Here is a 13,529-nt window from a genome sequence, read left to right on the forward strand (position 1 = left end):
GCTTAGGCGCCCGTTCTATGCGTCGCCTTCCCGCTCGGCGAGAAAGCGTTCGAACTCGCGGCCCAGTTCCTCCGCCGAAGGGAGGTCGGCCGGTTCGGCGACCAGGTTGCCGCGGGATTCGGCGCCCGCCACCGCGTCGTACTGGTGCTCAAGGCCCTGGACGAGGCTGACCAGTTCCTCGTCGCCCTCGCCGATCTGCCGCTCGATCTCGGTCTGGGTGCGCTGCGCCTCGGTACGCAGGCCGTGCGCAACGCTCGGCAGGACCAGGCCCGTTGCCGCCGTGACGGCCTCCAGAGCGGTCAGCGCCGCGTCCGGGTAGGCCGAGCGCGCCACATAGTGCGGGACGTGCGCGGCGACACCCAGGACGTCGTGGCCGGACTCCATCAGGCGGTACTCGATCAGCGACTCGGCGCTGCCGGGCACCTGCGCCTCGTCGAACGGCGACCGGTGGCCGGGCATCAGGTCCGTACGGTTGCCGTGCGGCGTGAGGCCGACGGGGCGGGTGTGCGGCACGCCCATGGGGATGCCGTGGAAGTTGACGGAGAGACTCACGCCGAGGCGCTCGACGATCTGCCGCACGGCGAGCGCGAAGCGCTCCCACTCGACGTCCGGCTCGGGGCCGGACATCAGCAGGAACGGCGCGCCCGTGGCGTCCTGCACCAGGCGGACCTCAAGCGCGGGCACCTCGAAGTCCGTCCAGCGGTCCCGCCGGAACGTCAGCAGCGGGCGGCGGGCGCGGTAGTCCACCAGCCGGTCGTGGTCGAAGCGGGCCACCACCTGGTGGGGCAGCGTGTCGAGCAGCTTCTCGACGATCTGCTCGCCGGTCTCACCCGCGTCGATGTAGCCGTCGAAGTGGTACAGCATGACCAGGCCGGCCGACTCCTGCGCGAGCGCCATGTCGACGACGGCGAGGCCCTTCGGCTCCCATTCGTACAAACCCTGCGGATCAAGCACGATTACCGCTCCTCCTCGTGTTCATCAGGAAGAACGACCGCCAGGACGCGGGCATTCCCGTCCCCGCTGCTTTCACCCAAACCGGCTCGGGGCAGCCCGAGTTGACCCGGAACATGAAGTAAGGCCCGCTCCCAATAGGGAGCGGGCCTTACTTTCAGCTATCTACCAGCTGGGGTCAGAGCGTCAGCTCTGGCCGCCCGCCAGCTTCTCGCGCAGGGCAGCCAGCGCCTCGTCCGACGCCAGGGCGCCGGAGTTGTCGTCCGACTCCGAGGAGTACGAACCGCCGGAGACGCCCGCCGGGGCACCGGCCGGGGCGGCAGCACCCTCGGCAGCGGCGGCCTCGTCGGCCTCGCGGGACTTGATGACCTGGGCCTGGTGCTGCTCGAAGCGCGACTGCGCCTCGGCGTACTGACCCTCCCAAGCCTCGCGCTGGGTCTCGTAGCCCTCGAGCCAGTCGTTGGTCTCGGGGTCGAAGCCCTCGGGGTAGATGTAGTTGCCCTGGTCGTCGTAGGACGCGGCCATGCCGTACAGGGTCGGGTCGAACTCGACCGACGCCGGGTCGGCACCGAAGGACTCGTTGGCCTGCTTCAGGGACAGCGAGATCCGGCGACGCTCGAGGTCGATGTCGATGACCTTGACGAAGATCTCGTCGTTGACCTGGACGACCTGCTCCGGGATCTCCACGTGGCGCTCGGCCAGCTCGGAGATGTGGACCAGGCCCTCGATGCCCTCGTCGACGCGCACGAACGCACCGAACGGAACGAGCTTGGTGACCTTACCGGGGACGACCTGCCCGATCTGGTGCGTACGGGCGAACTGCTGCCACGGGTCTTCCTGCGTCGCCTTCAGCGACAGGGAGACACGCTCGCGGTCCATGTCGACGTCGAGGACCTCGACGGTGACTTCCTGGCCGACCTCGACAACCTCGGACGGGTGGTCGATGTGCTTCCAGGACAGCTCGGAGACGTGGACGAGACCGTCGACGCCACCCAGGTCCACGAAGGCACCGAAGTTGACGATCGAGGAGACGACGCCGGAGCGGACCTGACCCTTCTGCAGGGTGGTGAGGAACGTCTGGCGAACCTCGGACTGGGTCTGCTCGAGCCAGGCGCGGCGGGACAGGACCACGTTGTTGCGGTTCTTGTCCAGCTCGATGATCTTCGCCTCGAGCTCCTTGCCCACGTAGGGCTGGAGGTCGCGGACACGACGCATCTCGACGAGAGAGGCCGGCAGGAAGCCACGGAGGCCGATGTCGAGGATGAGACCACCCTTGACGACCTCGATGACGGTACCGGTGACGATGCCGTCTTCTTCCTTGATCTTCTCGATCGTGCCCCAGGCACGCTCGTACTGAGCGCGCTTCTTGGACAGGATCAGGCGGCCTTCCTTGTCCTCCTTCTGGAGAACCAGGGCCTCGATCTCGTCGCCGACCTTGACGACCTCGTTCGGGTCGACGTCGTGCTTGATCGAGAGCTCACGGCTCGGGATCACGCCTTCGGTCTTGTAACCGATGTCGAGCAGGACCTCGTCCCGGTCGACCTTCACGATGACGCCGTCGACGATGTCGCCGTCGTTGAAGTACTTGATCGTCTCGTCGATCGCGGCGAGGAAGGCTTCCTCGTTACCGATGTCGTTGACCGCTACCTGCGGGGTGGTAGAGGTGGTCTCGGTGCTGCTCGTCATGTGGGAAAGGGCTCCGGTTACGGACAGAAAGTCGTAGGTACTGCCACGCCGAGAGCCCGTATCGCCTCTGCAGAAGCCGGACAGCCTGGGAAGCGCCGATCCGGGTCGGTCCGGATGGCGCCTCGAGAACCGAGGGGACATACAACAGATGGAAGCGCGCCTGCTACGTCTGAGGTGCGCAGGCTCGCAGCGCAACTTGTAGCATACGGGGGCAGCCGGACACGGTCAATGCGCGAAGGCGCACACCCGGGGCGGATCCCCGCATTCCCGGCACAACTAAGGTTCCCCGAGGCCACGATGGGCCCCGCAGACCTCTTTCGAGAACCTTCGGAACACGAGGTCGCGTTCCGCGCAAACTACAACGACGGACACGATGAGCCAAGAGATCCAAGCGTACGAGTCCGAGAACGGGTCCGAATCCGAGCCCGAGGCGACCAGGCGTACCGCCGGCGACACGGAGAGCAGCCGGGCCAGCCGTGGCTGGTGGGACCGCAACGCCGACGAGTACCAGACCGATCACGGAGCGTTCCTCGGGGACGACCGGTTCGTGTGGGGCCCCGAGGGCCTGGACGAGGCGGATGCCCGGCTGCTCGGCCCCGCGGAGTCCCTCAAGGGTCTCGACGTCCTGGAGATCGGCGCCGGCGCGGCCCAGTGCTCGCGCTGGCTGGCCGCGCAGGGCGCCCGCCCGGTGGCCCTCGACCTCTCGCACCGCCAGCTCCAGCACGCGCTGCGCATCGACGGCGGCGCCTTCCCGCTCGTCGAGGCGGACGCCGGGGCGCTGCCCTTCGCGGACGGCTCCTTCGACCTGGCGTGCTCGGCCTACGGCGCGGTCCCCTTCGTGGCGGACCCGGTGAGGGTCTTCCGCGAGGTGCGCCGGGTGCTGCGCCCCGGTGGCCGCTGGATTTTCTCGGTCACCCACCCCATCCGCTGGGCGTTCCCCGACGAGCCGGGCCCCGAGGGCTTGTCCGTCGCCGCCTCCTATTTCGACCGCACGCCGTACGTCGAGCAGGACGAGAGCGGTCACGCGGTCTATGTGGAGCACCACCGCACGCTGGGCGACCGGGTGCGGGACGTGGTCGCGGGCGGCTTCCGCCTGGAGGACCTGGTCGAGCCGGAGTGGCCGTCCTGGAACACCCAGGAGTGGGGCGGCTGGTCCCCGCTGCGGGGCAATCTGATCCCGGGCACGGCGATCTTCGTGTGCGTACGGGACTGACGCGCGTCCGGATCCGACGCGGGCCCGGCCCCGGAGCGTGCGTTACCCAGAGTTAGTCATACAAGCCCACCGTCCCTGTGGACGGAGCGTCACGCGGTCCGGCGGAACGTACGACACTGAGCGCATGATCCGAACCGACGCACTCGACGCCCTCCCCGTCCGCGAGGCCGTGCCCGAGCTGCTGGCCGCGCTCGACGGGCACGGCACGGCCGTGCTGTGTGCCCCGCCCGGTACCGGCAAGACCACCCTGGTGCCGCTGGTCCTCGCGGGCCTGGTCGGGGGCGGCCCGGTGCGGCGGGTCATAGTGGCCGAGCCCCGCCGGATCGCGGCCCGGGCCGCCGCGCGCCGGATGGCCTGGCTGCTCGGCGAGCGGACGGGCGCGAAGGTCGGCTTCACCGTGCGCGGCGAACGCTCCGTCGGCCCGGACACCGTCGTCGAGGTCGTCACCACCGGTGTGCTCCTCCAACGCCTGCAGCGTGACCAGGAGTTGACCGGGGTCGACGTCGTCGTCCTCGACGAGTGCCATGAGCGGCATCTCGACGCGGACACCGTCGCCGCCTTCCTCCTCGACGTACGGGCGGCCCTGCGGCCCGAGCTGCGCCTGGTGGCGGCTTCGGCGACGACCGACGCGGAAGGCTGGGCCCGGCTGCTCGGGGACGCGCCGGTCGTCGAGGCGGCCGGGGTCGCGCACCCTGTGGAGGTGGTGTGGGCGCCGCCCGCGCAGCCGGTCCGGCCGCCGCACGGCATGCGGGTGGATCCAGCCCTGCTCTCGCACGTGGCGGCCACGGTGCGGCGGGCGCTGGCCGAGCGGGACGGCGACGTGCTCTGTTTCCTGCCCGGTGTCGGTGAAATCGCCCGCGTGGCACGGCAGTTGGGCGACCTCGGCGGGATCGAGGTGCTCCAGGTCCACGGGCGGGCCCCTGCCTCCGTCCAGGACACGGTGCTCGCCGGATCCGACGGCCGGCGGGTGGTCCTGGCCACCGCGGTCGCCGAGTCCTCTCTGACCGTGCCCGGGGTGCGGGTGGTCGTCGACTGCGGCCTGGCCCGCGAGCTCAGGGTGGATCACTCCAGAGGCCTCGGCGCGCTGACGACGGTACGGGCCTCGCAGGCGGCGGCCCGCCAGCGCGCGGGCCGGGCCGGGCGTGAGGCCCCCGGCGCGGTCTACCGCTGCTGGACCGAGGCGGAGAACACCCGCCTGCCGCGCTTCCCGGCCCCCGAGATCAAGGTCGCCGACCTGGCCGCCTTCGCCCTGCAGGCAGCCTGCTGGGGCGACCCGTCGGCCGATGGCCTCGCCCTGCTCGACGCGCCACCGGCCGGCGCGATGGCCGCGGCCCGTGCCGTACTGACGGCGATCGGCGCCGTCGACGACGAGGGCCGCGCCACCGACCGCGGCACCCGGATGGCCCGGCTCGGGCTGCATCCCCGGCTCGCCCGGGCTCTCCTCGACGGCGCTTCGGAGGTCGGCGGGCGGCGGGCCGCCGAAGTGGTCGCTCTGCTGAGCGAGGAGCCTCCGCGGGAGTACGGGGACGACCTGGCGGCGGCCTGGCGCACGGCGCGCCGTGGCGGCGACGGGTATGCGGGGCGCTGGCTCCAGGAGGTGCGGCGCCTGGCCTCGTTCGCCGGGAGCCATCCCGAGCAGGGCTCCGCCGAGGCCGCCGCCGGGCTCGTCGCGGCCCTGGCGTTCCCTGAGCGGGTGGCGCGGGCCCGCGGCGGAGGCTCGTTCCTCATGGCGTCCGGCACCGGCGCCGAGGTGACCCAGGGGTCCGGTCTCGCCACGGCGGGCTGGCTGGCGGTGGCCGTCGCCGACCGGCCGGTACAGGCGGCCTCCGCCAGGGTCCGCCTGGCCGCCGTCATCGACGAGGCCACCGCCCGGCTCGCCGCGGGGCATCTGCTGGCCGAAGGCGAGGAGGTGCATTGGGAGGACGGCGACGTGGTGGCCCGCCGGGTGGCCCGGCTCGGCTCGGTCGAGCTGTCCGTACGCCCGCTGAAGAACCCGGACCCGGCGCTCGTGCGCGACGCGCTGCTCGACGGCCTGGCGCGCGAAGGGGTCGGGCTCCTGCGCTGGACCCGTGACGCGCAGGGCCTGCGCGAGCGGCTCGCGTTCTTGCACCGGGTGCTGGGAGAACCCTGGCCCGACGTGTCCGACGCGGCACTGCTCGCCCGGCCCGATGCCTGGCTGGAACCCGAACTCTCGCGCGCCCGGCGCCGGGCGGACCTCGGGCGGATCGAGGCGGGGGCCGCGCTGAACCGGCTGCTGCCGTGGGCGACCGGCGAGGCGGCCCGTCTCGACGAGCTGGCCCCCGAACGCATCCAGGTGCCGAGCGGATCCCGGATACGGGTGGAGTACGGGGGTGAACAGCCCGTCCTCGCCGTCAAGTTGCAGGAGATGTTCGGCCTGGACGGCACGCCCGAGGTGGCCGGTGTGCCCGTCCTGGTCCATCTGCTCTCCCCCGCCGGACGGCCCGCCGCCGTCACCGCGGACCTCGCGACCTTCTGGCGCGACGGGTACCGGGCAGTGCGGGCCGAGCTGCGCGGCCGCTACCCCAAGCACCCGTGGCCGGAGGATCCGACGGGCGCGGAGGCGACGCGGTTCACGAAGGCGCGGCTCAAACAGTAGGGGCCTGCCAGCCGGAGCCCGCGTCCGATCCGGGCGGACCCGGACTCAGGCACCCGCAGGCTGGGCGGCTCAGGCGATGACGGGGTCGAGCTGCTCCGTGACGGCGGGAGGCGGGTCGCTGGGGCGGCGGCTGCGCGCCTCCAGCCAGAGGGACAGAGCGAGCAGGACGAGGCCGAGGCCGAGGAATCCCCAGGGGAGGTAGGAGGTGAGCAGCAGGACCAGGACGCGGTTCTTCTTGACCAGGTCGACGGTGTAGTCGACGTAGTCGTCGCGCATCTTGACGTCGCCGGCGAACACAGTGACCCTGTCGCGGCCTCCGAGGAGGGTGCCGCCCCGCATCTCCTCCTGGTTGACTTCCTCGCCGTTGACCGGGGCGCCGGTGACGGGGTCGATCCAGAACTTCCGCGTGGTGGTGTACCAGAGGGAGGTGCCGGTGGTCTTCTCCAGGGTGCTGGAGTCGATGCCGGGCAGCGGCATCTTCTTCGGGTAGGCCACCTTGGTCCACGGGATGGTCTGCTCGAAGTAGTACACGTCGAGGCCGTGGAACTTCTGGGTGCCCTTGTAGTGGATGGGCGCGGAGGTGCGGGCCTGGAAGTCGAAGTACTCGTAGTCCCGTTTCTCGGTCAGGAAGGGGAACTTGAACTCGATGCCCTTGCGCTGCACCGGATCGCCGTCGACCATCTCGCCGGTGGCGTGCACGGGTGCCTGGCTGTGGGCGTCGAAGATGTAGCGCTCGGGTATCTGGGACACCATCTTGCCGTCGGGTCCCTGGACGTAGGAGAGGGTGTCCCACACCACGACGTCCCGGCCGGCGCTCTTCTCGATCTCCTTGGCCGCCTCGACGTTGCCTTTCAGCGTCTGGACGACCGTCACCTTGGGGACCGTCTTCGACTGCATGGTGCCGTAGTCGATGAGGGTGGCGTTCTTCGCCTCGAGGACCGCCTCCTGGTACTGGCTGGGCGGGATCTTCGCGAGCCGGGGAAAGGCGTACCAGCGCAACAGGGGCGACAGGGCGCCGAAGAACACGGCAAGGGCGAGCAGGACGAGACTGGCTTTGCGTCGCATGGACCTGCTCTCCCTCGACATGGGGTGGCTCTGCTTGGTCTGGGCGCTACTTGGTCTGCGTGATCTTGCCCGGGGCGCTGGGGACGGTGGTGAGCAGCGGCTTCGGCGAGGTCTTGCCCTCGGGGGCGCCGATGGCCGAGATCGTCAGGACGAGGGCGAGGGCGGCGGCCAGTCCGATCGCGGCGGCTATGAGGGCGCGCATGCTCGGCCTCCGTAGAGCTGATGGGTCGTCAGGAGTGGGCACCGTAGCAACGCCGGGCCGAGATGAGAACACGTCGAACAGCCCCTCTGCCGCCGGGCGGCAGAGGGGCTGCTGGGGAGAACGGGGCCGGTGTGCTGCTACGAGGCCGCGGCGGCCACCTTGAGTTCGACGGTGAGCGCGGCGCCGCCCTCGGTGGTGAGGCGGAGCAGGAACGTGCCGGTCTGGGCGTCCGCGTACATCTTCGGCAGGACCAGGACACCGTTCGCGTCGGTCTTCAGGTCCGTGAGTTCGCGGACCGGGTTGCCCTTGGCGTCCTTGAAGTACGGGCCCTTGTCGTTGACCTTGGGCGCGGCCTTCGGGTCGGCGCCGGCGGCCGGGGTCACGATCATGGTCGCGGATGCCGCCACACCGGAGGCGACGGCGCCCTTGTAGGTCGCCTTGACCGACACCTGGTTCGCGAACTCGCCGCTCGGCGCCGCCGTCAGCTCCTTGGCGTCGCTGCGGGCCAGGATGTCGGCCTGCCGGGCGACGACGGTCGCCTTCCACTCGACGGCGGACAGTTTGGCCTCGGCGACGGTGGCCCGCACGGTGAACGTGCCGGTCTTCTCGCCCGCCTTCAGCGCGGGGGCGGCGGCCGTGCCGTCGGTCGCGGTCGCCACGGTCACGCTGGTGGCTCCGCCGGCGAAGCGGGTGTCGGTGTCGCCGACGACCTCGAACGTCACCGACACCTTGGCCATCGCCTTGCCGGACGCGTCCTTCACGCGCGCCGTCGGCTGCCCGCCGAACGCGCCGCCGGCGAACGCCGTGAACTCCTTGGCGCCCACACCCTCGAACGTCGTCGCCCGCGGCACGGTCGGCACCGGAGGCGTCGGAGTGCCGCCGCCGTCGGGCTTGGTGGGCGGCACCGGCGGCTTCACCGGCGGGGCGGGCGGGGTCGGGGGCGGCGTCGGCTTCTTGCTCGGCGGCGCCTTCGGGGTGGCCGGCGGCTGCTTGGGGGTGCTCTGGTCGCTGCGACGGCTGGGCAGCGAGCCCGTGCCGTCGGGGACCTCGTGGGTGCCGCGCCGGTAGAAGTCGAACCACGTGGTGACCGTGGTCAGGTACTCCTGCGACTGGTTGTAGCTCAGGATCGCCTTGTCGAGGTCGGCCTTCACCGCGACGTCGCGGCCGTTGCCGCAGAGGTAGAACCCGGCGGCGAGCGCCGCGTCGTAGACGTTGTTGGGGTCCTTGACGCCGTCACCGTTGCCGTCGCGGCCCGAGCTCGCCCAGGTCGACGGGATGAACTGCATCGGCCCGACCGCCCGGTCGTGCACCTTGTCGCCGTCGTACGCGCCGCCGTCGGTGTCGGTGATGTTGGCGAACCCGGCACCGTTGAGCACCGGGCCGAGGATCGGGGTGAGGGTGGTGCCGTTGGCGTCGACCCGGCCGCCGTTCGCATGGCCCGACTCGACCTTGCCGATGCCGCCGAGCAGTTGCCAGGGGAGGTGGCAGTTCGGCCGGTCCGTGGCGAGCGCCGCCTCCGCCTTCTTGTACGCGTCGAGGACGGTGGCCGGTATGCCCTGCTGGTCACCGATGGGAAGCGTGCCGGTGGACGCGTTCGGCGGAGGCGTCGGCGACGTGAGCGGCGGAAGGTCCGTGTAGTACGGGGAGTTGCCGGAGGCCGGGGCGTCGGGGGTGGGGGTCGGCGTCACATCGGAAGCCGCCTGGTCCGTCGGGGTGCTCGCGTGCACGACTCCCGGCGCCTGCGAGGCGGAGAGCGCCGCCACCGCCAGCGCGGCCACCGCCGTGGTGCCCGCTCCCTTGCGCAGTCGTCGGCCCATGTGCGGTGCCATACGTCAAGTCCCTCCCCGTATTCGGCTGTCCGCGCTCCCCAGCGCGAGACTCACGTGACACTACGGCACCCGTTGGCGCTACTGCACCGCGGGCCGACCGCTTTTCACCGATTCGCCACCTGCGCGTTGCCGGCCGATGGCGGGGGAACCGGTGCCGAACCCCGAACGTTGGTGATCGCTGACGGGTAACCAGAGGTGCCGAGCGCCATCTAACCGCCAACGGCTAACGGACGGCTAACAGGAATCGGCCGACCACCGGCAGCTGACGAACCATGACAACTACGGACAGACAGGCCAATCGACCAATGGGACACGCATGCCGTTCACGCTGAGCCACGCCGCGGCCGTACTGCCGGGCATCCGGAGAAACGGCACCGGCCGCGGCGGGCTGGTCGCGTCCGCTCTCGTCGCGGGGTCGTTCGCGCCGGATGCGACGTACTACGTGGCGACGGTCGTGCCGGCCGCGATGCCTTTCGGCCGGGTCACGCATTCCGCGCTCGGGGTCGTCACCGTGGATGTCGCCTCGGCATGCGCACTGGTCGCGCTGTGGGTGCTGCTGCGTGAACCGCTGATCGCGCTGCTGCCGAGGGCGTCCTGGCGTTCGCGGGTGTACGCGGTCGTGCGCGGCGAGGTGTGGCGGCGGCCCGGGTCATGGGCTCTGGCGGGCCGGTTCGCGCTGTCGGCGGCGATCGGCTCCGCCACGCATGTGGTGTGGGATGCGTTCACCCACTTCGACCGCTGGGGGATGCGGGTCCTGCCCGTGCTCGGCGAGAAGCTCGCCGGGTTCCCTCTGTACTGGTATGCCCAGTACGGCGGATCGGCCCTCGCGCTGACGGGAATCGGCTGGTTCACGGTGACGGCACTGCGCCGGGCCTCCCCCGGAAGCCTCCGCCCCACCGCCCCCACGAACACCGCAGAGGTCCCGCCCGGCCTCACCCCACGCCAACTCCCCATCATTCTGGGCCTGTTGATGCTGTGCACGGCAGCGCTCGCGGCGTACCGGTGTCTGCGCTGGTACGCCTTCTACGGCGACGCGTCCGTCCTGGGCCTCATCCCGAGCGCCTGCTTCGGCGGCGGTACGGGACTCGTCCTCGGCCTGCTGGCCTATGCGGCGGCGTGGCGGTCGGGCCGCCTCGGCCGAACCGCCACCCCCGCGCCGCCCGGCCCCGCCGGGCCCGGGCGAAAGGTCACCCAGGCCCGGCGGGGCGGCGGCCCACGCTAGTGCGCCGCCGATTCCCAGTCGTTGCCCGCGCCCACCGAGACGTCCAGCGGGGCACGGAGTTCCACCGCTCCGGCCATCTCTCGGCGGACCAGCGTCTCCACCTTCTTGCGCTCGCCCGGCGCGATTTCCAGGACGATTTCGTCGTGGACCTGGAGCAGCAGGCGGGAGGTGAGGCCCGCTTCGGTCAGGGCGCGGTCCACGTTCAGCATCGCGACCTTCACGATGTCGGCCGCGGTGCCCTGGATCGGTGCGTTGAGCGCCATCCGCTCGGCCATTTCGCGGCGCTGGCGGTTGTCGCTGTTGAGGTCCGGCAGGTAGCGGCGGCGGCCCAGCATCGTCTCCGTGTAGCCCGTGGCGCGGGCTTCCTCGACGACGCGCTGCAGGTAGTCCCGCACGCCGCCGAAGCGCTCGAAGAACGTGTCCATCAGGCCGCGCGCCTCGCCCGCCTCGATGTTGAGCTGCTGGGAGAGGCCGAAGGCGGACAGACCGTAGGCCAGGCCGTACGACATGGCCTTGATCTTGCGCCGCATCTCGGGGTCGACCTGGGACTTGGCGACGCCGAAGACCTGTGAGGCGACGGTGGTGTGGAGGTCCTCGCCGGAGGTGAATGCCTCGATGAGGCCCTCGTCCTCGGACAGGTGGGCCATCACGCGCAGTTCGATCTGGCTGTAGTCCGCGGTGAGCAGCGACTCGTAGCCCTCGCCGACGACGAAGCCCCGCCGGATGGCGCGGCCCTCGTCGGTGCGGACCGGGATGTTCTGCAGGTTGGGGTCGGTCGAGGAGAGGCGGCCCGTCGCGGCGACCGTCTGGTTGAACGTGGTGTGGATGCGGCCGTCGGCGGCGATCGTCTTGATGAGGCCTTCGACGGTGACCCGCAGCTTCGCCTGCTCGCGGTGGCGCAGCATGATCACGGGCAGCTCGTGCTCGGTCTGGGCGGCGAGCCAGGCCAGCGCGTCGGCGTCCGTGGTGTAGCCGGTCTTGGTCTTCTTCGTCTTGGGCAGGGCCAGTTCGCCGAAGAGGACTTCCTGGAGCTGCTTGGGCGATCCGAGGTTGAACTCGTGGCCCACCGAGGCGTGCGCTTCCTTGACGGCCTGCTGGACGGCGCCCGCGAACTGCTGCTCCATGGCTTCCAGGTGGGCGCGGTCGGCGGCGATGCCGTACCGCTCCATGCGGGCGAGCAGCAGGGAGGTGGGGAGCTCGACGTCGTGCAGGAGGTCCGCGGCTCCGACTTCCTTGAGGCGCTCGGTGAACGCGCCACCCAGGTCGAGGACGGCGCGGGCCTGGGTCATCAGGGCGTCTGCTTCGGCTTCGTCGTCGGCGCCGAAGGCGAGCTGGCCGTCGGCTGCGCCGGCGGGGGCGAGTTCGCGGCCCAGGTATTCGATGGACAGCGCGTCCAGGGCGAAGGAGCGGCGGCCGGGCTTGACGAGGTAGGCGGCGAGCGCGGTGTCCATGGTGACGCCGGCGATGGACCAGCCGTGCTCGGGGAAGACCCGCATCGCGGCCTTGGCGTTGTGCATGACCTTGGGCCGGTCGGCGTCGGCGATCCAGGCGGCGAAGGCCTGCTCGTCGGCCTCGTCGACGAGCGCCGGGTCGAACCAGCCCGCCGCGCCGTCGGCCGCGGCCAGCGCGATCTCGGTGACGCTTCCGGTGCCGAGCGCCCAGGTGTCGACGGTGGCCACGCCCAGCGGCTGCCCGCCGTGCTCCGCCAGCCAGGGGGCGAGCTCGCCCGCGCCGAGGACCGTGCCGTCGAGCTCCAGGCCGGCGGCCGGCGCCGGGGCCTCTTCCTCGCCCGCGCCGGGGTCGACGGCGAGGAGCCGCTCGCGCAGCGACGGGTTGCGGATCTCCAGGACGTCGAGGACGCCGGTCACCGCGGCGCGGTCGTAGGGGGCGCGCTCCAGCTCGGCGGGGCCCTTGGGAAGCTCTACGTCCTTGACCATCTCGGTCAGCCGGCGGTTCAGCTTCACCGCTTCCAGGTGGTCGCGGAAATTCTGCCCGGCCTTGCCCTTGACCTCTTCGGCGCGCTCGACGAGCTCCGCGAACGAACCGAACTGGTTGATCCACTTCGCGGCGGTCTTCTCGCCGACGCCCGGGATGCCCGGCAGGTTGTCCGACGGGTCGCCGCGCAGCGCCGCGAAGTCCGGGTACTGCTGCGGGGTCAGGCCGTACTTCTCCTCGACCTTTTCCGGGGTGAACCGGGTCAGCTCGGAGACGCCCTTGGTGGGGTAGAGGACGGTGACGTGGTCGGAGACCAGCTGGAAGGAGTCGCGGTCGCCGGTGACGATGAGGACTTCAAAGCCGGCCGCCTCGGCCTGGGTGGCGAGGGTGGCGATGATGTCGTCGGCCTCGAAGCCGTCGGTGGCGAACCGGTCCACGTGCATCGCGTCGAGCAGCTCGCCGATCAGCTCGACCTGGCCCTTGAACTCGTCCGGGGTCTTCGACCGGTTCGCCTTGTAGTCGGGGAACTCGGTGGAGCGCCAGGTCTTGCGGGACACGTCGAACGCCACCGCGAAGTGCGTGGGTGCCTCGTCACGCAGGGTGTTCGCGAGCATGGACATGAAGCCGTAGACCGCATTGGTCGGCTGGCCCGTCGCGGTCGTGAAGTTCTCCGCGGGCAGCGCGAAGAACGCCCGGTACGCCAGGGAGTGCCCGTCCATGAGGAGCAGGCGCGGTCGGTTGTCCGGGGTCTTCTTCGATGCTGTCTCAGCCATGCCCCCGATCCTGCCACGCCCCACTGACAATCCTGG

General features: G+C 71.1%; 9 protein-coding genes. 3 read left to right on the forward strand and 6 right to left on the reverse strand.

The genetic code is table 11. The features are described 5' to 3' along the window. Nucleotides 1–15: 15 nt before the first annotated feature. Both ABD346_RS07685 and rpsA read right to left on the reverse strand, forming a co-directional pair. Nucleotides 16–954: a PAC2 family protein gene (locus tag ABD346_RS07685; RefSeq protein ID WP_344373283.1), complete on the reverse strand. Its 939-nt coding sequence runs from the start codon at nucleotides 952–954 to the stop codon at nucleotides 16–18. A gap of 183 nt (nucleotides 955–1,137) precedes the next feature. Further along, nucleotides 1,138–2,637, reverse strand: coding sequence for a 30S ribosomal protein S1 (rpsA, locus tag ABD346_RS07690; RefSeq protein WP_053729297.1), 1,500 nt, complete (start codon nucleotides 2,635–2,637; stop codon nucleotides 1,138–1,140). A 373-nt stretch (nucleotides 2,638–3,010) separates the two neighbouring features. Here rpsA and ABD346_RS07695 point away from each other — a divergent pair, with 373 nt between their 5' ends. Next, nucleotides 3,011–3,850, forward strand: coding sequence for a class I SAM-dependent methyltransferase (locus ABD346_RS07695; protein WP_344373284.1), 840 nt, complete (start codon nucleotides 3,011–3,013; stop codon nucleotides 3,848–3,850). Nucleotides 3,851–3,974: 124 nt separating this feature from the next. Beyond that, nucleotides 3,975–6,467 carry an ATP-dependent helicase HrpB gene (hrpB, locus tag ABD346_RS07700; RefSeq protein WP_344373286.1) on the forward strand — a complete coding sequence of 831 codons (2,493 nt, stop codon included), beginning with the start codon at nucleotides 3,975–3,977 and terminating at the stop codon, nucleotides 6,465–6,467. Between the two features lie 69 nt (nucleotides 6,468–6,536). Here hrpB and pgfA read toward each other — a convergent pair whose 3' ends face one another. From pgfA to ABD346_RS07715, 3 genes are all read right to left on the reverse strand, one after another. Next, nucleotides 6,537–7,532 carry a cell envelope lipid trafficking protein PgfA gene (pgfA, locus tag ABD346_RS07705; RefSeq protein ID WP_344373287.1) on the reverse strand — a complete coding sequence of 332 codons (996 nt, stop codon included), beginning with the start codon at nucleotides 7,530–7,532 and terminating at the stop codon, nucleotides 6,537–6,539. Between the two features lie 46 nt (nucleotides 7,533–7,578). Next, entirely contained in the window at nucleotides 7,579–7,734 is a 156-nt protein-coding gene (locus tag ABD346_RS07710; RefSeq protein ID WP_189961213.1) for an SPW_0924 family protein, read from the reverse strand. Nucleotides 7,735–7,871: 137 nt separating this feature from the next. Next, nucleotides 7,872–9,563 (reverse strand): lytic transglycosylase domain-containing protein, encoded by a 1,692-nt coding sequence (locus ABD346_RS07715; protein WP_344373289.1) that lies wholly within the window; start codon nucleotides 9,561–9,563, stop codon nucleotides 7,872–7,874. A 316-nt stretch (nucleotides 9,564–9,879) separates the two neighbouring features. On the opposite strand from ABD346_RS07715, the gene ABD346_RS07720 reads away from it, so the two are divergent. Continuing rightward, nucleotides 9,880–10,785, forward strand: coding sequence for a DUF4184 family protein (locus tag ABD346_RS07720; protein ID WP_344373291.1), 906 nt, complete (start codon nucleotides 9,880–9,882; stop codon nucleotides 10,783–10,785). On the opposite strand, the gene polA is transcribed toward ABD346_RS07720, so the two are convergent. After that, the gene (polA, locus tag ABD346_RS07725) at nucleotides 10,782–13,493 is read right to left on the reverse strand and encodes a DNA polymerase I (RefSeq protein ID WP_344373293.1); all 2,712 of its coding nucleotides are present in this window, start codon (nucleotides 13,491–13,493) and stop codon (nucleotides 10,782–10,784) included. The genes ABD346_RS07720 and polA overlap by 4 nt on opposite strands. Between the last annotated feature and the right edge of the window lie 36 nt (nucleotides 13,494–13,529).

Origin of the sequence: Streptomyces mauvecolor (genome assembly GCF_039532965.1) — a bacterium.
Taxonomy (GTDB): Bacteria; Actinomycetota; Actinomycetes; order Streptomycetales; family Streptomycetaceae; genus Streptomyces; species Streptomyces violascens.